Source organism: Dictyobacter halimunensis (assembly GCF_036245075.1).
Genome location: NZ_BSRI01000001.1, coordinates 682,182 through 705,763 on the forward strand (window position 1 = coordinate 682,182; position 23,582 = coordinate 705,763).

Below are 23,582 nucleotides of genomic sequence, written 5' to 3' on the forward strand. Positions count from 1 at the left end.
AACCCGGCTACAACGATGTACAGTGTGTAGGTTCCGCAACAGAACAGACAGGCCATTAATGATCAGCTACATGAGAGCTGGCTGGCTGAAGTTCACCACGCCGAGGCGTGTTTTTGACCAAACATATGATATACTGCTTTCAATAAAACGCAATTGCAGTAACCTGCTTATTTACCTTTTGAGATTATTTTGATAGTAAGAATCAACCAGACGTTGGGATATCAGCATTTGTTCCATTGCTAAGAAAGCGTCAGATCAACCATGCAAAGACACAATCCATTTCTAGAACGATTACGCAATGGTCCACTATTATGCGATGGCGGAATGGGAACAGAGCTCTACGCGCGCGGTATTTCGTATGAGCGGTGTTTTGAACATCTAAATATTACCGATCCAGAGCTCATTAAATCTATTCACCTGGATTATGTGGCCGCCGGCGCCCAGATCATCGAAACAAATACCTTTGGTGCTAATCGTTATCGGCTCGCGGAACACGGTCTGGAGAACCAGGTCGTCGAGATCAATCGGGCAGGTGCGAAAGTAGCACGCGAAGTACGCGAATTGAGCGAGCAGCCCATTTTTCTGGCCGGAGATATTGGCCCCCTGGGTAGCCCCCTGGCACCCATTGGCACCATCCAACCGGCCGACGCACGCGCAGCCTTCGTTGAGCAGACCGAAGCCCTGCTGCAAAGCGGCGTGGACCTGCTTATCATCGAGACGATGTCGGACCTGGCTGAGATGCGCGAAGCCTTGATGGCAGTGCGCAGTGTGACCGATCTACCGGTGGTGGCGTTGATGACGTTTGGTGAAGATGGCACGATCATCAGCGGTGAAGACGCGCACACGGTGGCCACCACCTTGCGTGACCTTGGGCGCCAACGTCTTTGGCGTCAACTGCGCCCTGGGTCCCGCCAGCATGTTCGACGTGGCCAAAAGCATGTGCGGCTATAGCACGGATGATTTCTTTGTGGCGGTACAGCCAAACGCGGGGCTGCCCAGGCGAGTGGGAAATCGTTTTATCTACGTGGCCACACCTGAGTATTTCGCCGAGTATACACGACGCTTCCTGGGTATTGGTGTACGCATGATTGGAGGCTGCTGCGGCACGACGCCCAGGCATATCGCCGCCATGCATGAAGTCTTAAATGAACTGGCCCCAACGATCGAGCCTGAGGACGATACCCAATCGTCCACCGCTACACTAGAGGCCCTGCGCGAACGCATGCAGGAAAACGCATCTCAGGGTCAGGAAGAGCAACCAACTACCCAACTAGCCGCGCGCCTGCAGGAAGGACGCTTCGTCATCAGCGTCGAGATGAGCCCGCCCAGAAGCGTAAAATTCACGCGCTTTCTGCAGAACGCCACCTTTATCTGCGAGAACGGGGCCGATACCATCAACATTACCGACAATGCCATGGCGCGCGTCAGGATGAACAATGTGGCGGCCGCCCGCCTGATTCAGCAAAATGTGGGCATCGAGACCATTGTCCACTTCACGCCGCGCGATCGCAACCTGATGGCGGTACAGAGCGATGTGATCGGCGCCCACGCCACCGACATTCGCAATATCCTGGCCGTCACCGGCGATCCCCCCAGCCATGGTGACTTCCCCAACTCTACCGGTATCTGGGATGTCGATAGCATCGGACTCATATCGATATTGAACAACTTAAACAAGGGGCTCGATGGCAATCGGCGCAAGCTGGCCGCCTCTTCATCCTTCTTTATTGGCTGCGCCGCCAATCCGGCCGCCACCGACCTGGATCTAGAACTTGAGCGCCTGCAACGCAAGATAGCCAGTGGGGCGCAATATATTATGACGCAGCCCGTCTTTGACGCAGGTGCCTTCTTGCACTTCATCAACAGGTACAAAGATCAGTACGGCGAGATTCCGATTCCGCTGCTGGTCGGCTTGCAGCCTTTGCATTCGTATCAACAGGCTGAAAAGTTCCACAATGAGGTGCCCGGCATCGTTATTCCAGAAGAGGTGCGCCATCGCTTGCGTCAGGCCGGAGATGCCGGTGGGGCCGTAGGAATAGAGATTATCAAAGAGTTGTTCGATAAGCTAGGTCCCCTGGTTCAGGGTGCTTATATCATGCCGCTGGACCGTTTTGAATTAGTGAGCGAACTCATCCCCTACCTGCGCCAGCAGACCAGGAAACAATAGTAAAATAGCGGTGAGTTGCAATGCGTCTCTGCATTGCAACTCACCGCCAGCATGCTATTCGCCACGCAATTTACTATAGACAAATAGGTCGTGCCACTCACCACCGCGCCACTGAGCCTTGCGTACCCTTACTTCGCGCGTAAAACCGGCTTTGGCCAGTGACCGCTGCTCCGCGATATTGGTTACGTCGGTAGAAGCCTCCACACGTATAATAGGATACGTATTAAAGAGATAGTCGGTCAGCAACTTCTGTGCTTCCGATCCATAACCTTTCCCCCGCTGCTCCGGCGCCAGGCTGATGCCCATCGCGTAGTGCTTGCTGCCCTCATTGGGACCATAAGCAACGCTGCGATAGCTGATGGTCCCAACAAATTCACCAGCCATATTCTCAACAATCAGCGTGCCATGTCTTGCACTGAGTAAACCATCGGCCTCGAATGAACGCTGTAAGTGCCTATCGGGATTCAGACCAAAGTCATTGTATTCACCTTCAAACGCTGCATCGTCGGCCCGGCTATGCAGCATATCTATATCAGCGACCTTCGCCGGCCGCAGGCGTATTCTTTCACCTTGGATCATGCAACATCTTCCTCATGACAACTATATGTACATGCCAGCCAGCTATTCACCACGGATCTTGCTGTAAAGCACCATGTCGTGCCAGTCACCAGTACGCCACTGCGCCCTGCGGAGCACGCCCTCACGTGTAAAACCCACTTTCTCCAGGGTGCGCTGCTCCGCGATGTTCGTAATATCCGTAGTAGCCTCGACACGTATGACAGGATACGTATTGAAGAGGTAGTCAGCCAGCAACTTCTGCGCTTCTGATCCATAGCCTTTCCCCCGCTGCTCCGGCGCCAGGCTAATGCCTATATTGTAGGCCATGCTGGCATCAGGCCCGTAACGCGGCGCAGGATGGTAACTGACGGTACCCAGAAATTGATCATCGGGTGTTGTAACAACCAGGTTGGCAAACTGCGAAGAGAGCAGGCCATCCTCTTCAAACGCCGCCAGGAGATGCTGGTCGCGCTTCAAACCAAAGTTATTAAACTCACTCTCGAACTCTGGATCATTGGCATACTTATGCAGAAGATCCAGATCCGAGCGCCGCAAAGGGCGCAAGCATACTTTTTCACCACGTATCATTTTTTACCCCATCCTTTATAGCTATAGATGAGTTCATCATAAAACAACATGAGCGTTATGTCTATATAGCAGGGTGCTCAGCGATGAGCTTGATAATGCTGGTATGCTAATTGGATATGGTGGTGGTTTTGACGATAGGCCTGCAAAGCTATTGTACCTGAACGCCGACGCGTTCCAGCAACTGGCGGCAGAGCTCCGCGCGATACTTGATGGGCAGACGCCTGGTCGTATGTGAGTCCGAACCCGCGCTCCGCAACAACTGATGTTTCTGGGTGTAGGATAGATACATCGCGGTCTGTTCAGCGGTGTGCAGGGGATAGTAGACCTCCAGACCATCTAGCTCTACATCCTGACGGAGTTGATCCAACATCTCTTCGCTATAGCGTGTAATATCCTCACGGCCTGGATGGGCCAGGATACAGACCGCTCCAGCCTGGTGTGCGGCCTCGATAACGTCTTTGATATCATTGGCGAACTCCAGCAGACCGGCGTCGCCCAGAATCTTCCACAGCGTTACATTATTGGGAGCGTAGCGATGCTCAATCAACAGCGCGGCCACATCACGAAAATGCGTAACCTGTCCAGAACTGATACGCAATACGCTCTGCTGCCGGGGGAACTGATAGCCTTTGCGCACTAAATTTTCATAGACGGAGCGCACATTCTCCTGCTGTGCCTGAACCAGTGTGTCTCCCAGCGCCTTTAGCGCGTCGTATTGAGAGCCAAAGCCATAACACAGAATATCTGTAGGATACTCACGCCACCTGGTCGTCATCTCAACGGCCGCCAGCACCGGCAAACCCTTTTGTCTTGCCAGTTGTTGCAGCGCCAGCGACGCGTCAACGCGATCGTGATCAGTAACCGCTACCAGCGCGAACTGCTCACTCAACAGGTAATCAATTAATTGCTCCGGGGCCCACTGCCCATCGCTATATGTCGTATGCATCTGCAGATCGATAGCGGCATCCGCCGACAACACCAGTTGGAAAGTTGAAGGGTTCACAGGCGCATCCTTTCAAGCAAACATTTTTTCGCATCACATGCTACTGAAAGTACGCATCCTGCGACTACGCATCAAGCAGGCGCGTACTTTTTGAACGGGGGACATTGATTGGGCAGGGCTCATCGATAAGCAGAGATACCACTTTCAAAGGCCTGCTGGTCATCATTTTCGAGACCAAACAACGCTTCAAGTAGCGCAAACGTCCCCTGATAAAAAACGATGCGCCCCCAAAAGTTAGAGCTGGCAGAATACATATCGACACATCGACGCACGAAAGGTTCGCCATAACAGGCAAGCAAACCGGCAAAATCATAGGCTGGATCACCAGGTCCCATACTACCAAAATCAATTACACCACTAATCTCCTGTTGTTCGCTGGAATACAAGATATTGCTGCTCCCAAAATCGCCATGCTTGAGCACCGGTGTATAAGCAAAGTTGGCGGGATCCGCCAGAAAACGTTCAAAGTGATCGCGCGTCTGCTCACGCACCTCGAGCCGCATAAAGGGGAAACAGCGCTCACGCATCCGTGTATATATATCCAGACACTCGGCGTGTGTGTTGGAGAGCGGCAAGGCATCATCTGGTAACAGAGACAAGGGGATAGCGTGTAGCTGCTTCAGAAAGAGGGCTAACTGTCCTGCCAGGCGCTCCACCGCTCTACCGTCGGTAACAGCCTGGAAGGTCTGGCGCCAGAGTGGTTGACCAGCCAGCATACGATAGCCTACGAACGCCTCTCCGATCGTATGGGACACAAGGTTATCGAACAGGATGTGTGGAATCGGCAAAGTAACCTTATCTTCTAGCAACCGCAGGATAGCTACTTCGGTCTCCAATTGCCGCAGGCCGGCGCGATACTTTGGAAAACGAAAAATGAAAGCATCGTTCACTATGAGCACATCGTTATTCTGCCCATGCTGCACAATTTTCATGCTATTTATCGATAAGTCAGGATAACACTGAGAGATATGTTGTAGATACCGGCTCTGTACGTTCATAGCACCTCGTAACCTATTGCTGCTTTCCGTTAAGGTCTACTGATGATAAAACATGGCACACAAAAAAGAAAGGGGCTGAAAGGGAGTCCTTTTTCAGCCGCCTTACCTAAAAAACGCCGGAGGGATCAGAATTCATCATGTATTAGCGATCAGCATGTAACAGTAATACTTCAATTACATAACTACCTCTTATTATCTATATTCAAACCATACTGAATCGCTTAAACTTTTCATGCCCTAAATATTTGCTGTGTTATCGTTTCATAAAAAAACACAAGAGAAGGAGATGGCCATGGACAGCACTGATGATGTTCTCTTAGAAATAGTAGCGGCGAACGCTCCTTATACCTCAAGCTGGCTGGCGGCATTTCAATATTTTTTGCCTGTTATTCCTATGGTAGCCGCGTTCCTGAGTGCGATTATCTTTATCATTGCGTGGCCACAAGGCCAGGCACAGTCAGTTCCCTGGATCGGGATATTCTCCCCATTTATCTCTGGCACCCTGGGCGCTTGCGCGCTATGGGCTATACTGGCAGCCATCTTTCGGCGCTTCACAGCGGTTGATCTCGCCAATGCCAATAGCTATAACGCGCTGTGCAAGCGTCTCAACTATCTGGACTATTATATTGGCACGTCCTTTCCAGATGGTACGGCGCAACAAGAAACATATACTATGCTCAATCGGCTCAAAAAGTTTCCAGACCATAAGCAAGGACTCTCCCTTCCGGCATCAGTCGCCAATCAATCAGAGAAAAATTCAGATCCAACGCCGGGCAACAACGGTAAGCAGACAGCAAGCCCGCAGCCATTGATCTTATCCTACCGGGACGCGATCTACGCCGCGCTGATGGAACAGACGCCAGGCTGGATCAGCGGCGCTGGCTATATCAAACTATGGAACCTCATGAACCAGGCGGAAGAGCTACTGATCACGCTTGAACCGGTCGAGAAGGTTCTGCAAGACGCCATCTATGACGATATGCGCCTGAACCAGTCAAATATCGCCAATAGCGATGAGTGGGAACATAAATTGCAGACGGCTCTGATGAACGTCACAGAGGGAGCGGCCCTTTATCTCAACCCTACCCTGCTTTCGCCCGCCAACAGCACTACCGATAGCGGAGGGAACAGGAGCGCCTTGCTAGCAGAGCCACATCCATCTACCAATACGGGCACAGGACAGGCCGTTCTCTCCCCTTCCTCTCTTAATCGGGATCAAGAATCATCCAACGGCATCCCACAAACAGATAACGGGCAGAACAAACCGTCCCAGGCGCGAGCTATCCTTCAGCTCATTCGCGAAATGATCAATAACTTTAATACAAACAATTGGAATGGCCTGATTACGGCGCGTAACCGGCTTATGGATACCATGCTGCTGGTAGGGCTAACCACATATATAGCCACGCAAATGGCTATTATCATCCATATCAAACCTCAGCATCTCATAGGCATCATCATCTTCGGCCTGATCGGCGCCCTGGTGGGACTCTTTGGTCGCCTGTATCAGGAAGCGCAGGCAGAAAACGATATAGACGATTATGGCCTGGGGTCGGCACGCTTAATTGTAGTGCCGTTGCTCTCAGGCCTGGCTTCCATCATCGGTGTTTTAATTGTCGCCAAAGTCGCCAGCTTTGACGACCTCTACAACATCAAGAGCATCCTCAGCAATTTTGTGGTGGCCGCCACCTTTGGGCTAACACCCAACCTGGTTATCAACCAGCTGCAAAAAAAATCAGATCAGTATACCGGCAACCTCAAAAGCACGCAGCCGACTAGCAGTCAATAAAACTCTATGCCCGCTATGATTACAGATTATCGCGACGGGAGCGTGCTCTGGCCAGTTGAGCAGGGCTGACGTTGGTTTCCGCCAGGTGCGCTCCCATCAGATCGGCTTTGCTCAGGTCTGCCCCTTCTAGATTGGCGCCGCTGAGATCTGCTCCCCGCAGATCGCATTCGGCTAAACAGGCATTCCTCAGGTCTGCACCACCCAGGTCAACCTCCGCCAGGTTGGCACCACGAAGATTAGCGCCCACCAGTTGGGCACTGTTCAGGCTCCCATTGTTGAAATCAACACCAGACAGGTTGGCACCATTAAAGTTAACATAGGAGAGGTCGAATTCACCAAAATGAGATCCGCTCACGTCCTGGTTCGACAGATCCAGTACGGCATCGGTATGCTCGCGGCGCCATATATTCCACTGCCGTGGCCGACTGGTTCGCATCAAGTCAATCAAGTCAAGCTTATCCATGGCATGCCTCCGGGATCCGATCATTGCCTGTACATATTCGCTCTACATACAACCACAATGTATACGACGTATACGACCAAAAATAAATCTCTACCTTTATTGTAATCGACGCGATGCCACTCCGCCAGACTGATCAGTAAAGGAAATGTAGTATAGTGAGAAGGGCACGGGACTGGTTGGGACGCCAGGGGAATAGATCTGACGACAACAATTATATGAGCAGGAGTACATATATTATGCAGAGGGCACGCTTACGCGATCTGGGGATTAGCATCGGCAATCTGCCAACGGGCCAATATAATGCCATCACAGATGTGCCCGGGGTGTTAGTTGGCCATGAAACACTCATTTCTGATGAGGGGCACGTCGCCCGTACCGGTGTCACAGTGGTTGTGCCACGCCATGGAGATATCTGGGGCAACCATGCTTTCGCGGGCACCTTCAATTTTAATGGCTGTGGTGAGATGACCGGTCAGGCCTGGATCGCCGAGTCTGGGATCATCCATACGCCGATCGCCATCACCAACACGAACTCTGTGGGGGTGGTGAGGGATGCCCTGTGCGCCTATCCACTGGAGATGGCCGAGAAGTGGCAGACGCCGCCCTCGATTGCCGCTTCCTGGTTGGGCTCGCTACCGGTAGTGGCTGAAACCTGGGATGGCTGGCTCAATGATATTGGAGCGTTCCATGTCACCAAAGAACATACCTTTCAGGCATTGGAGAAGGCTAGCGGTGGCACGGTCGCGGAAGGCAATGTGGGAGGGGGCACAGGGATGATCTGCCACGAGTTTAAAGGCGGCATCGGTACCTCCTCGCGCCTCGTCACCTGCTTTGGTGAACAGTACACTGTTGGCGTCCTGGTGCAGAGCAACTATGGGAGCCGCAACCTGCTGCGCGTAGATGGCGTTCCCGTTGGACGCGAGCTTGACTATAGCAAGGTGCCCGATCCCTGGACCGTGCCTCCTAAGGGGGGCTCGATCATCGTCGTGGTAGCCACCGATGCTCCATTACTACCAGTGCAGTGCGCGCGCCTGGCCAGAAGGGCCACCGTCGGCCTTTCCCGCGTTGGCGGAGTGGGACACAATGGGAGTGGCGACCTCTTCCTGGCCTTCGCCACTGGAAACGATGTTCCCATAGGCGCGCAGGCTCCATTGAACGTGAAGATGCTGCCCCACGATCAGCTTGATCCCTTCTTCGAGGCCGTGGCCGAAGCCACCGAGGAAGCGATCCTGAATGCCCTGACAGCCGCTGATACCATGACCGGCTGGCAGGATCGCACCGTCTATGCACTCCCACTGGATGAGTTGCAGCGTATCATGGCAGCGTATCGCCCTCGTTAACGAAAACCGCACAGGATACAGACATATGCTCGATCCGTATCCTGTGAGGTAGCCTATGGCTGGAAATCAGAATGAGCATTGTTCAGGCCACGCCCGAGCCAGAGATGTGGGGGGCCGTATACGCCCGCGAGCGTAATTGGAAGTAGCGTACCTGGAACAACACGCCAAAGATGAATTATATTTTTCCTGATTTACAGAAAAACCAGAAAGAAACTGTGATGAGAATCAAGCATTAGTCCTATGCAAGAGGTATTTGTCTATTTCAGGCTTGATTTAGCGTCAATATAATAAAGGGCATGTGCGAAACTAATTTCCACATTTAGTGATCCCAAATAGAATATTTGATTAGCGAGGCAAAAACACGTTTTAAACAAGCGGATAGCTATTATTCATTAGCAGAAGACACTTGGAGGGGCAGAAATGAAAGATACATTGCAAGGTTTATGGACCCTGGAAGAGCAGTCTGAAACGTTAACTATCCTCCACAAAGGTGCGCGTTGCTATACTCGATCTCTGAAGAAAGCCTTTCATGGCCTTATCCATCCTCAATCTCACACCAAAATTGATCAACCAGCAGATATTGTTAGCTATCGGTCCATTGCCAGAACCAGCTTACTCCATCCAGCCCAGCAGCAACGCTTAAAAAGCAAGATCTACGTGGTCGATTATTACATCGACGATCACCGGGAAGTTGATTAGCGTCTCTCCCCTCGCCGTGGCGTGGCTTCTCTTCACGCCTTCAATACATCCATATTTCAGGAGGGTCAGCCGCGTGAGGCTGACTCTCCACCTGACAGGAAACGCGCGATTCAATGCGCACCAGCGGGAATAGCCTTAACATCAAATGAGGCCAGAAGCTCAATCGAATTGCAGATCTGCATGGCGCTGGGCTCAACCAGTTGTGTATCAGGATTAATCCTGCCATTTACCGCCTGATCCGCTTGTACCAATAAGTCATTGCGCAGGTTTTGCGCGGCCTTGAGCCGGGTATCGTCCATACGTCCCAGTTGTAATGCATCTTTGCGCACGCCTTCCAGAGCCACCCTTACAGGATCCAGATCTTTATTGATCTGGATGGCCCGCTTAATCTGGTCGCTCCTCACGCCAGGTGATTGAACAATGCCATTGAGATGCACGCTCATATGTGTTAAATGACCGGGCGGCTCAGCTTGCTGCGCACAGTCCAGCAAGCCCACCCTGGTACTAAGGGCGATCGATTGATTATCTGGAGAAGATGGAATGGACAGTCCTTTCACGGTCGCTGGTGCACATGCTCCATCTAAAAAATAGAGGATATCCGTAAGCTGCTGCCGCACACTATTTAAATCGCTCTGGCTCTTTACAGCCTGGACCGCGTCCTGCAACCGTTCAATATTATTCAAAAACCAGTAAGCGACACCGTGTGAGAGCTGTAGTCTGGCCAGGTTAGGCTCGACCGCCAGCAGGTGTCGCAGATGGTCCAGTTCACTATAATTGTCGCCCGGCGCACGTGCTTTTGAAAAGCCACCCTGATAGCGCCACAGCTTTTTATCCAGCGTGGGCGCAGTAGGGCGTGCGCTCGCCTTCTCCTCCGTTACCAGCAACTCATCCCTTGTGGCCAGCAGATCACGGTGATCGGGATCTACATACGTCAATGAAGACTGACCTTGATCGATAGCCAATGTACCCAGCAACGTAGCGGTGTTCTCTGATACGCCACTCCTCAACCAGGCATAAAAACGATTACCGGGAGCAGGATCAGACACGTCCGTCAGATATATTTGAACCTGATCATTAAATCCCTGAGCTCCATAGGCATTCAATTGCTGGCTGCTATTAAATGAAAGTTGCCCGACATGCGCTCGATCCACCGCTAGGGTTGAGCGTTGCCGCCATAGAAAGGTACCTCCAACCACAGTCGAGAGCACGCCGACCAGGACCATGATCAGCACTACATAAAAAAATGGATGCAGGCTGAAAGCCCTCTTGATATAACCCGGTACCTTTACATGCGTGGAATAGTAGGACAGGCTGGCAGGCGATGGTGGCAACGACGCGGGTGAAGAAGGAGGGGTAACACGCGAAGCCATAACCTCATTGTGGCGACCAGGGTCAGTATTTCTATTCGCGTCAGGCGCCGCTTCAGGACCAGCGGGCACCAGATGATCCGACACAACGGTCCGCATATTGTCGGCGCTTGACCCCACAGGGCTACCAGACTCCTGCGGCGCGGGCATTATCCGTTCTGTAGGGGTTTTGGGGCGCGAGGGCACGTGGTCGCTCCTGGTAGTATCGTCGAGACCCGCAGGTGACATCTCATCAATAGAGGAAAGGTTTCCAGTCCAGGCCTCTGGCATAGGGAGCCCGAAGGCCTGGGAGAGCGCCTCGACCTGCGCCCGCGCAGTTGAAAAACGCTCGGCGGGATTTTTCGCCAGGCCGCGCAAGAGCACCTCGTCAACGGCGGTCGATAACTGCGGCCTCACCTGGCTGGGAAGCTTCGGTTGTGCATGCACATGCTGAATCATAACGGAATAAGCGCTATCACTCTGGAAAGGGGGGATGCCTGTACATACTTCATAAAGCATCACGCCGAATGAGTAGATATCGCTAAGTTCATTGCCCGGACAGCTCTGCACCACTTCCGGTGCGATATAGAGGGGAGTGCCCAGCGATATACCCACCGAGGTTATGGTAGTCGCCCCCAGCATCTTCACAATGCCAAAATCCGTCAGGATAGGTTCCCCCATGGGATTACGCAAGACGTTATGCGTGTCAAGCAAGATATTGCCTGGCTTCACGTCTCGATGCACAATATGGCGACTGTGGGCATAATCAATCGCGCGGGCAATCGAAGCAAATAACTGAACAATTTCACTATTCGAGGGGAATTGTTTCTGATGGGATGTGTGATAAATATAATCAGCCAGCGTCGGCCCTTCAATATAGTTCATCACCATATACGTCTGATACCCCGTAACGTCGGACTCAGAGACATGGAGATCATGCACCTGAACAATATTCGGATGGCGTAAGGAAGCAATCGCCTGCCCCTCACGCACGAAACGCAGGATAAAATCAGAGGCGGAATACAGATCAGAATGCATGATCTTGATGGCAACATAGCGTGCCAGCTGTGGATCCCAGGCTTTCCATACCTCGGCCATACCACCATGGCCCAGTCTAACCAGTAATTCGTATTTTCCTAGATATCCTGATTTTTGATTCATAGAACGTTCCTCACCGTCTACTTGGTAAACCTATACCCTCAACACGTCTGAGGATGCAGGCCGTAGACAGCAGAGAAGCGTTTAATCAGTCGTGATGATTCCGTTGGACTGGACATGAATCGTCACCGCTTTGAGCGGCTTCGTGGCAGGGCCATTGAGTACCTTGCCCGTCTTCTGAGGATCAAAGTGTGAATTGTGCCGAGGGCAGACCAGTTGGTGAGTCAGTGCGTCATAGCTTACCAGCACCCCCTGATGGGTGCAGGCTCGGTTGTAGGCGACGAGCTGACCATTGGGCAGGTGGATCAAAATACTTTCGAGTCTGGTGTTAGGATCAATAAAGGTACGCGCGGTATTCTTAGGAGGAATCGTCGTGCTGATAATATTATTCTCTTTGGCGGCCGGGGCCGAGGCTGGATGTGCCGCTGGTTGCCCGGGCAAATGCAGGGTGCCATCCTGGAATAAATGCAGCAGGGTAAAACCTCCGCCCAGTAACACGCCAGCCGTAATCACACCATTTACCGCCTTCACGACGCGCCGACGACTGATTTCAGGCCGCGCACCATCCGCTTTTGGCTGCTCCGGTGTGATGATTTCAGACGTATCGCGACCAGCTCTGGTGCCATTACCGGACGGCGGCTGCGCAGGCATCGCCTGTGTATGAGAACTGGCCGGAGGAGTAGCATATATCGGCTGCTGCTGCCTCGGAGGATTTTTTGCCTCGGGGGCTGCGCCAGCGGGTGCGCCGGGCCCCATGGGGAGCGAGGTTGGTCGAGGGATGCTCTGCAGCTTAAATGTATTGCCTGGAAAAGATGATGCCACCTTTGGAATGCGACCGGACGTCATACCTGCCATCGCCACTTTATATTCGCCGCTATCACCAGGAGGTAAAGTATTAACCAGCGCCAGGTGTACATCCATCGGCAGGGCGGTCCCTGGTGGAGCCGGAGCTGGGCGGGTCGCCTCCTCCATCACATTTAAAACCCGTTCAAAAGCCGTGACGAGCTTCCCTGCCGACTGCAAGCGGAGCGCGGGATCGCGCTCAAGGGCGCGTTGCAGAGCAATATCCAGAGCGGCTGGCACATCTGGCGCGACCGACTGCAGTGAAGGGATACGCTCATCCACATGTTTCTGCAACACGGCAAAAGGATCGGGATCTGAAAACGGTGGATAGCCACAGAGCATTTCAAAGACCAGGATACCCAGCGCGTAGACGTCGGCGCGAGCATCGAAAGGATGGCCCAGTACTACTTCGGGAGCAATGTAGACAGGATTGGTCAGGAGTGTACCTGCTACGCTAAATAAGCCGGGATACTGGTGGGCCACCTGCCCAATTCCGCGCATCTCTAACATGTGAGCCAGGCCAAAACCAGCCACCATTACGCTGTAAAGACCGTCAGCCCCTCCCTGGCGCACCAGCAGTACATTCGATGACTTCAGCGTACCGTGGATCACGTTATTGCTGTGCGCGTAATCTAACGCATCGGCGATCTGGCGCAACAGAGCCAGCATCAAATCGGGAGAACAGCGCTGCCGCTGCTTCAGAAACGTAGCGACGGTTTCGCCTTCAACCAATGGAGTAATCAGGTATGGATATCCATATTGTTCGCCGAAGGCATAGGTAGGCACAATATAGGGATGCTGCAAACTACTGACTGCCGCGGCTTGCTGCATGAAACGGGCCACAAAACGTTCTCTGGCCGCTCCCTTACACTCGGCGGGCAATAGAAAAACCGTCACCATCATCTCCCGCGGGTCTCCGCCTTGCTGTCGGGCCAGGAATACCGCGCTCAAGCTCCCCTGCCCGATGAGCTGTGTCAGGCGATACTCACCAATATCCTTGCCGACAAGGTGTTCCACGGGTATTAGCATCTCATCCCCCTTGATATCTGCCGTCACGCGATCCAGACAAACTGGTAATCAAATAAATTGTATATATACCACGCCTGTAGCGTCAATAGAACCGCGCCACAAATAGGACTTGTGGATATGTAATTACTTGATATGTCAGATTGCTCCAATTCCTATCAAAAAAGCTGATCTTTCCTTTTTTGCGCCTGATAGGTTGGTAGTTTTGGGCTACAAAATGCTGCATTCTCGAACATTTCAAATGGCTTGCGCTATACTACCCCTACGTGTCCACCCAATCACGGCCAACATATACAGGCAATATTCCCATCACATTATAAATACAGGCCGTTACCATCATATTGTTACCACAGTTATGTATATAGAAAATATATACATCTGGAGATAAAAGTTGAAACGATCGCATTTTGCGCGCGAAATTATAGAATTAATAGCGATTACCCTGCTTTTGTTCGTGGTTATTCGCTTTATCATTCATGGGTATCATATGCAGAGTACCAGCATGCAGCCAGAGGTTGGTAGTGACACCTATGTGATGGTAAATCGAACCTCCTACATGTTCGCCCACCCCCAACGCGGCGACGCGGTCGTCATCCACTATCCCCCCGATCCCAATACGGATATAATGGCGCGCATTATAGGTCTGCCGGGCGATGATATCAAAGCCAACGGCACCCATATCAGCGTGAATGGCGTGGTGCTCAATGAAACATACGTGCAGCATCCCTTTAATCCTGAAGCAAAGGAGTGGAAGGTTCCGACCAACTCTTACTTTATCCTAAATGATAATCGTTCAATGACCGATGACTCACGCCGCTGGGGCTCAATCCCAAATGATATGATCGTGGGGAAAGCGATCGTGGTTTTCTGGCCGGTGAATTCCTGGCATATCATCAGCAGCCATTCAGCGGTCTTTACCCAGGTCAGAAACCAACCATAAAAAGTAAAAAACCTCCAGTGATTTTCTTTTGGACTGGAGAATTACGCAGGTTTACACGTTGCATTTCGACTAACCTCACGCTATGATATGGAAAGTACAAATACGTTTTGAGGTAAACAAGGAAGTCGTATGCAGTTATCATCGCAATCTGGCTCAGCGCAAACGGGGGTGGAGCGCTTCCTCGCCGCCTGTCGGCGTCAGCAGACAGATACAACACCGATCTGGTTTATGCGCCAGGCCGGACATTGCCTGGCTGAATATCGCACGCTTCGTGAGTCCTATGATATTTTAACCATTGCTCGTACTCCAGAGCTCTGTTCGCAAGTATCTCTGATGCCGGTGGCACAGTATGGGGTGGACGCGGCAGTGATGTATACAGATATCATCCTTCCCTTGCCCGGAATGGGGCTACAGACCGAACTGGATCCCGCACGCGGCCCTATTGTACGCAACCCGGTTCGTACGATGCAGGATGTAAACGCGCTGCGCGTGCTGCCAGCCGAGGAAACAACGCCTTTTGTGATGGAGGCTATCCGCATCGTGAAAGAGGCGCTGTCGGGGAAACAGGCGGTCATCGGTATCGCCGGTGGACCACTTACGCTGGCGCTCTATATCATCGAGGGCGTGCCCACACGTGAATATAGTACCGCTAAATCTCTCATGTACCAATCCCCCGCCGTCTGGCACGCATTGCTGAACAAGATTACCGATGTACTGGTTAGCTACGTGCAGGCAGAGGCTCGAGCGGGTGCCGATACCATTCAGCTCTTTGATAGCAATGTCGGAATACTGGGGCCAGGCGCCTATGCTCAATTTGTCCAACCGTATACCCGGCGCGTTCTGGAGGCGATTCGGCAAGCGGGTGCTCAGAGCATCCACTTCGGAACCGGAAATGCCAGCCTGTTACCAGAGATGGCACGGGCCGGTGGAGACGTGATCGGCGTCGATTGGCGTGTAGACATCGATCAAGCCTGGCAGCAGATCGGGGTTGAGCATGGCATCATGGGCAATCTTGATCCTACGCTCTTGCTTGCTCCGTGGGACACCATTAACGCGGGCTGCATAGATATCCTGAAGCGCATTCAGCGGCGGCCAGGCCACATATTTAATCTGGGACACGCCGTTCATCCGGGTACCAATCCAGATGATCTGCGCCGGCTTGTCGATACAGTCCACAATTACAGAGGTCACGCCGCAGAGTCATCCCACTAAAAATTTCTGGTGGGGTACAAATTCCCCCGCTCGTGCATCATACAATCAACATCAACCTGACCATACTGCCATCAACAGAGCAGATTGGAGAGAATAGAGCATTACCATGAATGTAACACCTTCGACGGAAGCAACATCATCCGCCACAGCCATCCAGAGCCGCTTTCTACGCGCCTGCAAACGCCTGCCGGTAGATGCAACGCCGGTCTGGCTCATGCGCCAGGCTGGCCGCTATATGGAAGAATATCGCGCCCTGCGCGCTCAGCATCCTATCCTTGAACTCATCAAGCAGCCAGAGCTGGCAGCTGAAGTAACCATGCAACCTATTCGCGCATATAACCTGGACGCGGCCATTATCTTCGCTGATATTCTCCCACCCCTGGAAGGAATGGGGCTCAACCTGGAATTTATGAAGGGCGAAGGACCTGTCATCCATAATCCCATTCGCAGCAGCGCGGACGTTGAAGCCCTGCGCCTGCCTGATCCCACGGAGAGCCTGTGGTTTACTCTGGAAGCTATTAAGCAGGTCCGCAAGCAGCTCGACCCTCGTGGTATCCCCTTGATCGGCTTTAGCGGCGCCCCCTTTACGCTGGCTTCCTATGCCATTGAAGGCGGGAGCAGCAAAAACTACCTGCACACCAAGGGCCTGATGATGGGCGACGCGCCCACCTGGCATCTGCTCATGGAGAAGCTGAGCGAAGTTGTCGGCAGCTATCTCCTGGCCCAGGCGAAAGCGGGCGCGCAAGCGCTCCAGTTCTTTGATAGCTGGGTCGGAGCCCTCAGCCCGGCTGACTATCGCGAATATATCCTGCCGCATAGCCGTCACGCCATCGACATCGCCAGGCAGGGCAACGTCCCTATTATCCACTTCGGCACCAACACCAGTGGCATGCTCAATCTGATTCAGGAGGCAGGTGGTGATGTGATCGGCGTCGACTGGCACATCAACCTGGACACCGCCTGGGACAGCCTCAAGCCAGAAACAGCGGTGCAGGGAAATCTAGACCCGGTAACGCTATTGGCTCCCTGGCCGGAAATCGAGAAGCGCACGCGCGAGATCCTCGATCGCGTCAAGGGCCGCCCAGGGCATATCTTCAACCTCGGACACGGCATCCTCCCCGGTACCCCCGTCGACAATGTGCGCCGCCTGATCGACTTCGTCCACGAATATACCTCTATTCAACACTAAAAACATGTTGATGTGCAATGGCGCGTAGTACGCGCCATTGCACATCAACATGCCAAAAATCTTCTGCACCCCATCTCCTCTCCATCCCTCCCCCAGAAGGATGGAGAGCCAAAACAATCATTTGAAGCAGCTAATATATATTTAGTTGCTTCAAAGCACAATTGTTGTCGTTAGGGCACTGTTTTGGTATATTGTGATTATGATATACGCAAGGAAGAGATTCTCTCTCGTACAAGGAGATGGCCCAATTGAAAATCAGTCATAAATCCGCAATTATCCTTATCGCATCCGTTTTGTCCCTGGTGGCGATTGTCGTGCTGGCTATGTATCTACTTGGTATCAAACCTTCTTCAGAAACTGCCTCCAGCCATCCCTTTGTCACCCCCCGGGCTTCCGCGCCGGGTAAGCCGGAGCTCATAAAGCTTGAGCAGGTCACAGATCAAGCCTTTGGAGATGAAGACACGTATGTTCCCAATAGCTGGGGCGCGCACAAAGATCGCATTATTCGTACATCTAAGGGCGATCTTTTCACGACTTATACTTCACAAGGGGATGATCAAACCGACCGCGTTTGGCATCTGATGCATAAAGCCCCCAACAAAGGCTGGCAAGAGATCCAGTCTGGAAACGCCGGTACCGAGCCAATCAATATTGTCCTGGGTAAAGAGGATAGCATTCACCTGTTCGCCTGGCCTCAAACGCAAGGAAAATTACAACATATCTACTCTACTGATAATGGGGCGACCTTCAAGAAAGAATGGATCGCAGGAAAGTGGCAAACAGGCGGGGAGCAGGGCTATAGTAGCGTAGGAGTCAACGATCGCGGTGACATAGTTATTGATCAGACTGGACCCGATAAACCCGGCATCTTTAACTGGGCTTATTTCAATGCTGACACAAACAAATGGACCTTCCATAGCAATACACTGGATTTCCGCTATACTTATGCCTTTCTCTTTCCCGGTTATAATAATGATCTCTCTTTTATAGCTACACGCGATGTGCAGCGGCATTATCTTAATCTTCCCCAGCCGTCGGATATGTCGAGTACCCCCTGGATATTTAATGAAGTGAAATATTTCCATATCGATGACGTTACGGCCAGTCAGCCAAAGCTTACCCAAGTCCTGATTAAAGAGGTGAAACCACAGGACCCCAATAATGCCGAGGATCACGACCTGGTCTATGTGACGGATAGCTATGTCGATACGGCGGGACGCATGCACATCCTCTATCTCAATGAATACGATGGTCTCCATCAGGCCATTGTCGAAGGAGGCAAAATTGTCAAGGATGTGGCCATGCCCAATGTCGATTTCGGACAAAAGGTGCGCATCACCCAGGATACGCAGGGACACTTTTACCTGATCTCGATGGGTGCGCAGGGCGCGACCCTCAATGTCTATCCCGGCTCAGCCGATGATACCGATGGCACGCAACTGGCGCCCGTGGTCAAATTCGACATCTCGCATTTTCCCGGCTGCGAAGATTATGACTTCTGCCATTCTCCTACTTTTACGGTTCCACGCAATGGACACCAGCTTTCAGATACCATCGACGGCGTCTATGGCAATCATAACCATGAATACTACTTCCGCATCGACCTGCGCGGCAATAGTACAGGGGCGGCAAAATCCATGCAGATGCCATTTACATCGGTACTGAAAGCCTATTCCGAGGAGAAAAAAGGAACAGAATTGCGCATCCACTAAGCGCTGGAGGTTAATGGCTTCACTGCCTGCGTTTCTACCGATAGAAAACCATTACTATCCATCCGTCAAGGTTTGGTGACATAATGGAAGAGAGGCAGATAATGCTGTCTATCTACAATGTTCTTTACTGTAGAAAGAGGCAAGAAGCAGTGAAATTTGCATTTAGTACCCTTGGCTGTCCCCAATGGACGACAGAACAGGTCGCGGACAATGCTGTGCGCCTGGGCTATAGCGGTGTTGAGCTACGCCTGCTGGACAATGAAGTCATCGACCCGGTACGTGACGCGGAGAAGGTGCGACAGGCTGTGGCGACCTTCCGCGCACGCGGCGTTGAAGTTTGCGCCTTTGATACCTCCTGCACATTTAATCTCAGTGATGCGGCGGAACGGGCGAAGAACGTTGAGTCCCTGCGCGTCTGGATCCAACTGGCACAGGAATTGCGGGTGCCGATTTTACGTGTCTTCGGAGGTGCAGGCACGGGAGAAAATATCGAGCAAGAGAACCAATGGGTCGCTGAAGCGCTACGGCAGGTCGCGCCCCAGGCCGCGCAGGCGGGGGTCACCATCACTCTGGAGACCCATGATGGCTTTGCGTCCGCGCGCCGCACGGCGCGGGTACTGGATTTAATCGATTCGCCAGCGGTGGCGGCACTGTGGGATAGCCACCATCCCTATCGCATGGGAGAATCGGCCTCCGAGGTGTGGCAACTCCTGGGACCACGTGTAGCACATGTACACGTAAAGGACGCCCGCCGGGATGATAGCGAAAAATCTGGCTGGAAACTGGTATTGGTGGGAGAAGGAGAGGTACCGGTACGTGAGCAATTAGCCAGTCTGCAGGCCAATGGCTATGACGGCTATATTTCTGTTGAGTGGGAAAAGCGCTGGCATCCAGAGATTGAAGATCCAGAGATCGCTCTGCCACAACATATCAACTGGCTCCACTCCGTCGAAAAACAGCTCCAGCAAAAATAAAGAGTTCTCAATAGGCTCTCGCGCCTGCGGCGCTCAAAAGTCAATTGTGTGATGGTGTAACAGGGGCGCGAATGCGCCCCTGTTACACCATCACACTTAGACGCCGCTAAAGGCGGAAAAACCGCCATCGACCGGGACAACGATGCCCGTTACAAAGGTCGCGGCCGGACTGGCAAGCCATAAAAGCGTTCCAATCAGATCCTCTGGTACGCCAAAGCGTCCCATGGGAGTATGATCTAAAATGGCCTGTCCCCTTTTTGTCATAGCACCGGTATCTTTATCAGTCAGGAGAAAGCGGTTCTGTTCAGTTAAAAAGAAGCCAGGCGCGATTGCATTAACACGTATCTTATCGCTATATTCCTGCGCCATATGGACAGAGAGCCATTGGGTAAAATTGGCAATCGCTGATTTGGCTGCACTATAGGCAGGGATCTTGGTGAGCGGGCGCAAAGCATTCATGGAAGCAATGTTTACGATACAGCCATGGCCTTGCTCTACCATGTTGCGACCAAAAATCTGACAGGTCTGAAAGGTACCTGAAAAATTCAAGTCAAAAACTGTAGACACAGCCTGCATATCCAGATCAAAAAACGAACGCTCTGGTGAAGTCGTTGCTCCTGGCTGATTGCCACCAGCTCCGTTGATCAAAATATCGATCGAGGAAAATTTGCTGAGAATTTCTTTATGTGCATCTTCAAGCGCAGCCTTATCCATCACATCACGGCCTATGCCAATTGCCTCTCCACCCGCTTGATGGATTGCCTCAACCACTTTTGTAGCCGAAGCCTCATGCAAACTGATCACAGCCACTCTGGCACCTGCCTCTGCTAGTGCTTGCGCCATCACCCTGCCCAGGACTCCGCCTCCACCGGTAATCACTACTGTTTTTCCCTCTATATTAAAAGGTGTTCGATAGTCAGGCATTTTCTACTCCATTCATTTCTACAATTGTTGATGCGCCAAAACAATTTACTCACCCCTGGGTGTTTGGAGGAAATAAACTTTTTATATTGTAGCATGGATATGACTTTGTGCTATTTTATTCGACTTGCATGCAAATTATTGCTATACGAAATATCTTGCAATTAGATACTTATTGACGAGGGCTACTTTTTTGACGTAATATAGCTAACAGGTCACTATACACTTGCTAGTAGTAGTTAGACGAGTAGTAATTGAGTAACATACATGAGTCGCCAGGGTGGCGTGTATTTCTAGAAGCGGCCATTACTGACCCAACCGAAAGGCAGCGCATTGCACGCATATTGGGTGTCAATCAAATCAGTCTGATACGCTGGGCTTCGGGGACCTCAAATCCGCGTCTGAAGCACCTCTATGCGCTGTTAGAGGCTTTACCCGATCATCGTGAAAAACTGATTGAAATGATCGCAATTGAATTTCCTCAATTTCGAGCCGATGTCGCAGTCATCGAAGAAATGCCGCAGGAGATTCCTTCATCCTTCTACGCCAAAATACTAGAAGCCTATAATCAGCGCACAAAACATCTACGGATCGCTACGATCCGTTCCATGGTTCTGCAGCAGATGCTCTCACATCTGGATGCGCGACAGGATGGTGTCGCCATCTATGCCAGCCAGTGCACCCGGCCTCTGGCAGGCAAAAAAGTTCGTAGCCTGCGTATTATCGATGGACGCGGCAATCCGCCATGGCATGCCATCAATAGCAATGTGCGGTTCTATGGCTTAGAGTCCCAGATCGGCTACGCGGTTCAGACCAAACGGCCAATCGTTATCCATAAACATCTTGTAAAAAAACAGTGGTTCCCCGTCAACTATAGCGAACTAGCCGAAAGCATTGTTACCTATCCTCTGATCCATGCCAATCAAATTGCCGGCTGCATGACGCTGATCAGCCCAAAGCCACAACACTTCAATGATGTCCACATGGAATTGATCCGCAGGTACGTGGATCTCTTTATGCTCTCGTTTGAATCATCGGATCTGTATGATTTTGATCAGATTACGCTGGGTGTTATGCCCTCATCTGATGTACAGGAAGCGATACTGGAGCAGTTTAATAGCAGGGCGACACAGTTAATCATTGAGGCCAGCAATCGAGGACTATCCCTGACGCGTCCTGAAGCGGAGAAACTGCTATGGCCGGAGATAGAACAGGAGTTACTGGATATGGCTGCGAGTTCTTGCAATGGGATGTCGCCAGCGACACAGCCAGAATCCTGCCCGAAAATTATCACACCATCGGCCTACAATCTCGATTAAGCATCCTGTCGTCGCAGGCGCTGAATGGCATGCTCCAGGTACGCCGCGTCAATCTTCTGTTGCGGGTCCGCCTGTACCTGGAGCAAGGGGGATAATGCCTGAGCATCACCTGTTTCGCCCAGCGTGAGTATGGTGGTATTACGTACACGCTCATCAGGATCCTGTAAAGTGGGCAGCAGAAGAGCAACAGCTCGTGAGCCACCAGACTTACCCACAGCGACGATGGCGGCCCGGCGTACCTGGGGCAATTCATTGGTCAGCGCACCCGTCAGCGCAGTCACGGCCAGGACACCTCCAATCTGACGTAACGCCAGAACGGCTCGCAGTCGCAACGCCGGGTCAGGATCATTGAAGAGATCCGCTAAAGGCGCAATCGCTCGCTCATCCGCCAGTTCCCCTAACCTTTCGACCGCCTCTATGCGCGCGGCTTGCTCCCCCTGTTGGAGTTGTTCCAGCCATCTAGCCAGTGTGTGTCGTCGATCATCGGCATATCTCTCATCCATATCTTTAATTCCCCTCTCTAATGTCTGCAATACATAAGCATTGTATTTGTACAAAGGTACAGGCTTGCGCTGAACGTTGGGACAATGCGCCGCCATACATAAAATTTTAAACTATCTTCACATTCGCAGTAGCAGATAAAGGACACAATGATATGACGACAGATTTGACGGAGATCAAACAGTTAATGGCCCTGGCCACGGGCGATGAAAAACATAATGCCAGCGCCCACTCCACCCTCGATGTGCTGTGGGTACTTTACGATCGTATCCTGCGCTATGATCCTCAGCAACCGCGCAGCGAAGCACGCGACCGCTTCATCCTGAGCAAAGGTCATGGGCCGGTCGCACTCTATGCGATCCTGGCCGCGAAAGGCTTCTTTCCCAGCTCGGAACTGTCACGTTTCAAAAGCTGGGATGGAATATTAGGAGCCCACCCCGATCGGCAGCGGGTGCCTGGCATCGAGGTGTCCACCGGTTCGCTCGGACATGGTCTATCAATGGCCATTGGCGTAACGCTGGCCCTGCAGGCGAAACAAAGCGATCGCCGCGTCTTCACGCTGGTGGGTGACGCTGAATGCAATGAAGGCAGCATCTGGGAGGCTGTGATGGTCGCCGGTCAGAAAAAATTGAAGCAACTGACCTGTATCGTGATCAATAACCATTCCAGCTCCATCGAGTATGGGGATATGGCGATCAAATTTGAGGCCTTTGGCTGGCATGCCACGACCATTAATGGCCGCGATCATGAGCAGATCTACGCCGCATTAAGCCAGCAAGACGCCGTAAGACCGGATGTCATCATCGCAGAAATCGCCGAACGAAAAGGAGCCTGAT

Annotated in this window: 21 protein-coding genes; 12 read left to right on the forward strand and 9 right to left on the reverse strand. The window is 52.1% G+C overall.

Features of this window, described 5'->3' with window-relative positions; genetic code table 11:
- Nucleotides 1-261: 261 nt before the first annotated feature.
- Both AABA21_RS02915 and AABA21_RS02920 read left to right on the forward strand, forming a co-directional pair.
- On the forward strand, nt 262-951 hold the full coding sequence (locus AABA21_RS02915; protein WP_338247466.1) for a homocysteine S-methyltransferase family protein: 690 nt from the start codon (nt 262-264) through the stop codon (nt 949-951).
- Entirely contained in the window at nt 863-2,167 is a 1,305-nt protein-coding gene (locus AABA21_RS02920; RefSeq protein WP_338247467.1) for a bifunctional homocysteine S-methyltransferase/methylenetetrahydrofolate reductase, read from the forward strand. Before AABA21_RS02915 ends, AABA21_RS02920 begins: the two co-directional genes overlap by 89 nt.
- 54 nt (nt 2,168-2,221) lie before the next feature.
- On the opposite strand, the gene AABA21_RS02925 is transcribed toward AABA21_RS02920, so the two are convergent.
- The 4 genes from AABA21_RS02925 to AABA21_RS02940 all read right to left on the reverse strand — a co-directional run bounded on the left by AABA21_RS02925 (nt 2,222) and on the right by AABA21_RS02940 (nt 5,248).
- Entirely contained in the window at nt 2,222-2,746 is a 525-nt protein-coding gene (locus AABA21_RS02925) for a GNAT family N-acetyltransferase (protein ID WP_338247468.1), read from the reverse strand.
- A gap of 42 nt (nt 2,747-2,788) precedes the next feature.
- Nucleotides 2,789-3,313: a GNAT family N-acetyltransferase gene (locus AABA21_RS02930; protein WP_338247469.1), complete on the reverse strand. Its 525-nt coding sequence runs from the start codon at nt 3,311-3,313 to the stop codon at nt 2,789-2,791.
- A 148-nt stretch (nt 3,314-3,461) separates the two neighbouring features.
- Complete coding sequence (locus AABA21_RS02935; protein WP_338247470.1) at nt 3,462-4,316, reverse strand: PHP domain-containing protein; 855 nt, start codon at nt 4,314-4,316, stop codon at nt 3,462-3,464.
- A 119-nt stretch (nt 4,317-4,435) separates the two neighbouring features.
- Nucleotides 4,436-5,248, reverse strand: a complete 813-nt coding sequence (locus AABA21_RS02940) for a phosphotransferase family protein (RefSeq protein ID WP_338247471.1) — start codon at nt 5,246-5,248, stop codon at nt 4,436-4,438.
- A 358-nt stretch (nt 5,249-5,606) separates the two neighbouring features.
- On the opposite strand from AABA21_RS02940, the gene AABA21_RS02945 reads away from it, so the two are divergent.
- Complete coding sequence (locus tag AABA21_RS02945; protein ID WP_338247472.1) at nt 5,607-7,103, forward strand: hypothetical protein; 1,497 nt, start codon at nt 5,607-5,609, stop codon at nt 7,101-7,103.
- 19 nt (nt 7,104-7,122) lie between these two features.
- Here the strand turns inward: AABA21_RS02945 and AABA21_RS02950 are convergent, their stop codons facing one another.
- Nucleotides 7,123-7,566, reverse strand: a complete 444-nt coding sequence (locus AABA21_RS02950; protein ID WP_338247473.1) for a pentapeptide repeat-containing protein — start codon at nt 7,564-7,566, stop codon at nt 7,123-7,125.
- A gap of 236 nt (nt 7,567-7,802) precedes the next feature.
- Here AABA21_RS02950 and AABA21_RS02955 point away from each other — a divergent pair, with 236 nt between their 5' ends.
- Together AABA21_RS02955 and AABA21_RS02960 are read left to right on the forward strand one after the other, a co-directional pair.
- The gene (locus tag AABA21_RS02955; RefSeq protein ID WP_338247474.1) at nt 7,803-8,906 is read left to right on the forward strand and encodes a DmpA family aminopeptidase; all 1,104 of its coding nucleotides are present in this window, start codon (nt 7,803-7,805) and stop codon (nt 8,904-8,906) included.
- A 420-nt stretch (nt 8,907-9,326) separates the two neighbouring features.
- The gene (locus AABA21_RS02960) at nt 9,327-9,605 is read left to right on the forward strand and encodes a hypothetical protein (protein WP_338247475.1); all 279 of its coding nucleotides are present in this window, start codon (nt 9,327-9,329) and stop codon (nt 9,603-9,605) included.
- Nucleotides 9,606-9,715: 110 nt separating this feature from the next.
- Here the strand turns inward: AABA21_RS02960 and AABA21_RS02965 are convergent, their stop codons facing one another.
- Nucleotides 9,716-12,112, reverse strand: coding sequence for a serine/threonine-protein kinase (locus tag AABA21_RS02965; RefSeq protein ID WP_338247476.1), 2,397 nt, complete (start codon nt 12,110-12,112; stop codon nt 9,716-9,718).
- Nucleotides 12,113-12,193: 81 nt separating this feature from the next.
- A complete protein-coding gene (locus AABA21_RS02970) occupies nt 12,194-13,981 on the reverse strand; it encodes a protein kinase domain-containing protein (protein ID WP_338247477.1) in 1,788 nt (595 codons plus the stop codon).
- 388 nt (nt 13,982-14,369) lie between these two features.
- On the opposite strand from AABA21_RS02970, the gene lepB reads away from it, so the two are divergent.
- From lepB to AABA21_RS02995, 5 genes are all read left to right on the forward strand, one after another.
- Complete coding sequence (gene lepB / locus AABA21_RS02975; protein ID WP_338247478.1) at nt 14,370-14,918, forward strand: signal peptidase I; 549 nt, start codon at nt 14,370-14,372, stop codon at nt 14,916-14,918.
- A 129-nt stretch (nt 14,919-15,047) separates the two neighbouring features.
- On the forward strand, nt 15,048-16,130 hold the full coding sequence (hemE, locus tag AABA21_RS02980; RefSeq protein ID WP_338247479.1) for a uroporphyrinogen decarboxylase: 1,083 nt from the start codon (nt 15,048-15,050) through the stop codon (nt 16,128-16,130).
- Nucleotides 16,131-16,281: 151 nt separating this feature from the next.
- Nucleotides 16,282-17,319 (forward strand): uroporphyrinogen decarboxylase, encoded by a 1,038-nt coding sequence (hemE, locus tag AABA21_RS02985; protein ID WP_420917125.1) that lies wholly within the window; start codon nt 16,282-16,284, stop codon nt 17,317-17,319.
- A 239-nt stretch (nt 17,320-17,558) separates the two neighbouring features.
- On the forward strand, nt 17,559-19,031 hold the full coding sequence (locus AABA21_RS02990) for a hypothetical protein (RefSeq protein WP_338247481.1): 1,473 nt from the start codon (nt 17,559-17,561) through the stop codon (nt 19,029-19,031).
- Nucleotides 19,032-19,180: 149 nt separating this feature from the next.
- Nucleotides 19,181-20,005 (forward strand): sugar phosphate isomerase/epimerase family protein, encoded by an 825-nt coding sequence (locus AABA21_RS02995; RefSeq protein ID WP_338247482.1) that lies wholly within the window; start codon nt 19,181-19,183, stop codon nt 20,003-20,005.
- A 96-nt stretch (nt 20,006-20,101) separates the two neighbouring features.
- Here AABA21_RS02995 and AABA21_RS03000 read toward each other — a convergent pair whose 3' ends face one another.
- Entirely contained in the window at nt 20,102-20,929 is an 828-nt protein-coding gene (locus AABA21_RS03000) for an SDR family oxidoreductase (protein ID WP_338247484.1), read from the reverse strand.
- A 251-nt stretch (nt 20,930-21,180) separates the two neighbouring features.
- Between AABA21_RS03000 and AABA21_RS03005 the strand changes: the two genes are divergently transcribed.
- On the forward strand, nt 21,181-22,245 hold the full coding sequence (locus AABA21_RS03005; RefSeq protein WP_338247485.1) for a GAF domain-containing protein: 1,065 nt from the start codon (nt 21,181-21,183) through the stop codon (nt 22,243-22,245).
- On the opposite strand, the gene AABA21_RS03010 is transcribed toward AABA21_RS03005, so the two are convergent.
- Entirely contained in the window at nt 22,242-22,748 is a 507-nt protein-coding gene (locus AABA21_RS03010) for a HEAT repeat domain-containing protein (RefSeq protein WP_338247486.1), read from the reverse strand. The genes AABA21_RS03005 and AABA21_RS03010 overlap by 4 nt on opposite strands.
- Before the next feature lie 152 nt (nt 22,749-22,900).
- Here AABA21_RS03010 and AABA21_RS03015 point away from each other — a divergent pair, with 152 nt between their 5' ends.
- On the forward strand, nt 22,901-23,581 hold the full coding sequence (locus AABA21_RS03015; RefSeq protein WP_338247487.1) for a 1-deoxy-D-xylulose-5-phosphate synthase N-terminal domain-containing protein: 681 nt from the start codon (nt 22,901-22,903) through the stop codon (nt 23,579-23,581).
- Nucleotide 23,582: the final 1 nt, after the last annotated feature.

Excerpts from the sequence above, each read along its gene's own strand:
- AABA21_RS02915 (WP_338247466.1), top strand. The coding sequence starts at position 262 with ATGCAAAGACACAATCCATTTCTAGAACGATTACGCAATGGTCCACTA.
- AABA21_RS02925 (WP_338247468.1), bottom strand. The coding sequence starts at position 2,746 with ATGATCCAAGGTGAAAGAATACGCCTGCGGCCGGCGAAGGTCGCTGAT.
- AABA21_RS02930 (WP_338247469.1), bottom strand. The coding sequence starts at position 3,313 with ATGATACGTGGTGAAAAAGTATGCTTGCGCCCTTTGCGGCGCTCGGAT.
- AABA21_RS02940 (WP_338247471.1), bottom strand. The coding sequence starts at position 5,248 with ATGAAAATTGTGCAGCATGGGCAGAATAACGATGTGCTCATAGTGAAC.
- AABA21_RS02945 (WP_338247472.1), top strand. The coding sequence starts at position 5,607 with ATGGACAGCACTGATGATGTTCTCTTAGAAATAGTAGCGGCGAACGCT.
- AABA21_RS02950 (WP_338247473.1), bottom strand. The coding sequence starts at position 7,566 with ATGGATAAGCTTGACTTGATTGACTTGATGCGAACCAGTCGGCCACGG.
- AABA21_RS02955 (WP_338247474.1), top strand. The coding sequence starts at position 7,803 with ATGCAGAGGGCACGCTTACGCGATCTGGGGATTAGCATCGGCAATCTG.
- AABA21_RS02960 (WP_338247475.1), top strand. The coding sequence starts at position 9,327 with ATGAAAGATACATTGCAAGGTTTATGGACCCTGGAAGAGCAGTCTGAA.
- AABA21_RS02965 (WP_338247476.1), bottom strand. The coding sequence starts at position 12,112 with ATGAATCAAAAATCAGGATATCTAGGAAAATACGAATTACTGGTTAGA.
- AABA21_RS02970 (WP_338247477.1), bottom strand. The coding sequence starts at position 13,981 with ATGCTAATACCCGTGGAACACCTTGTCGGCAAGGATATTGGTGAGTAT.
- hemE (WP_338247479.1), top strand. The coding sequence starts at position 15,048 with ATGCAGTTATCATCGCAATCTGGCTCAGCGCAAACGGGGGTGGAGCGC.
- AABA21_RS02990 (WP_338247481.1), top strand. The coding sequence starts at position 17,559 with ATGGCCCAATTGAAAATCAGTCATAAATCCGCAATTATCCTTATCGCA.
- AABA21_RS03000 (WP_338247484.1), bottom strand. The coding sequence starts at position 20,929 with ATGCCTGACTATCGAACACCTTTTAATATAGAGGGAAAAACAGTAGTG.
- AABA21_RS03010 (WP_338247486.1), bottom strand. The coding sequence starts at position 22,748 with ATGGATGAGAGATATGCCGATGATCGACGACACACACTGGCTAGATGG.
- AABA21_RS03015 (WP_338247487.1), top strand. The coding sequence starts at position 22,901 with ATGACGACAGATTTGACGGAGATCAAACAGTTAATGGCCCTGGCCACG.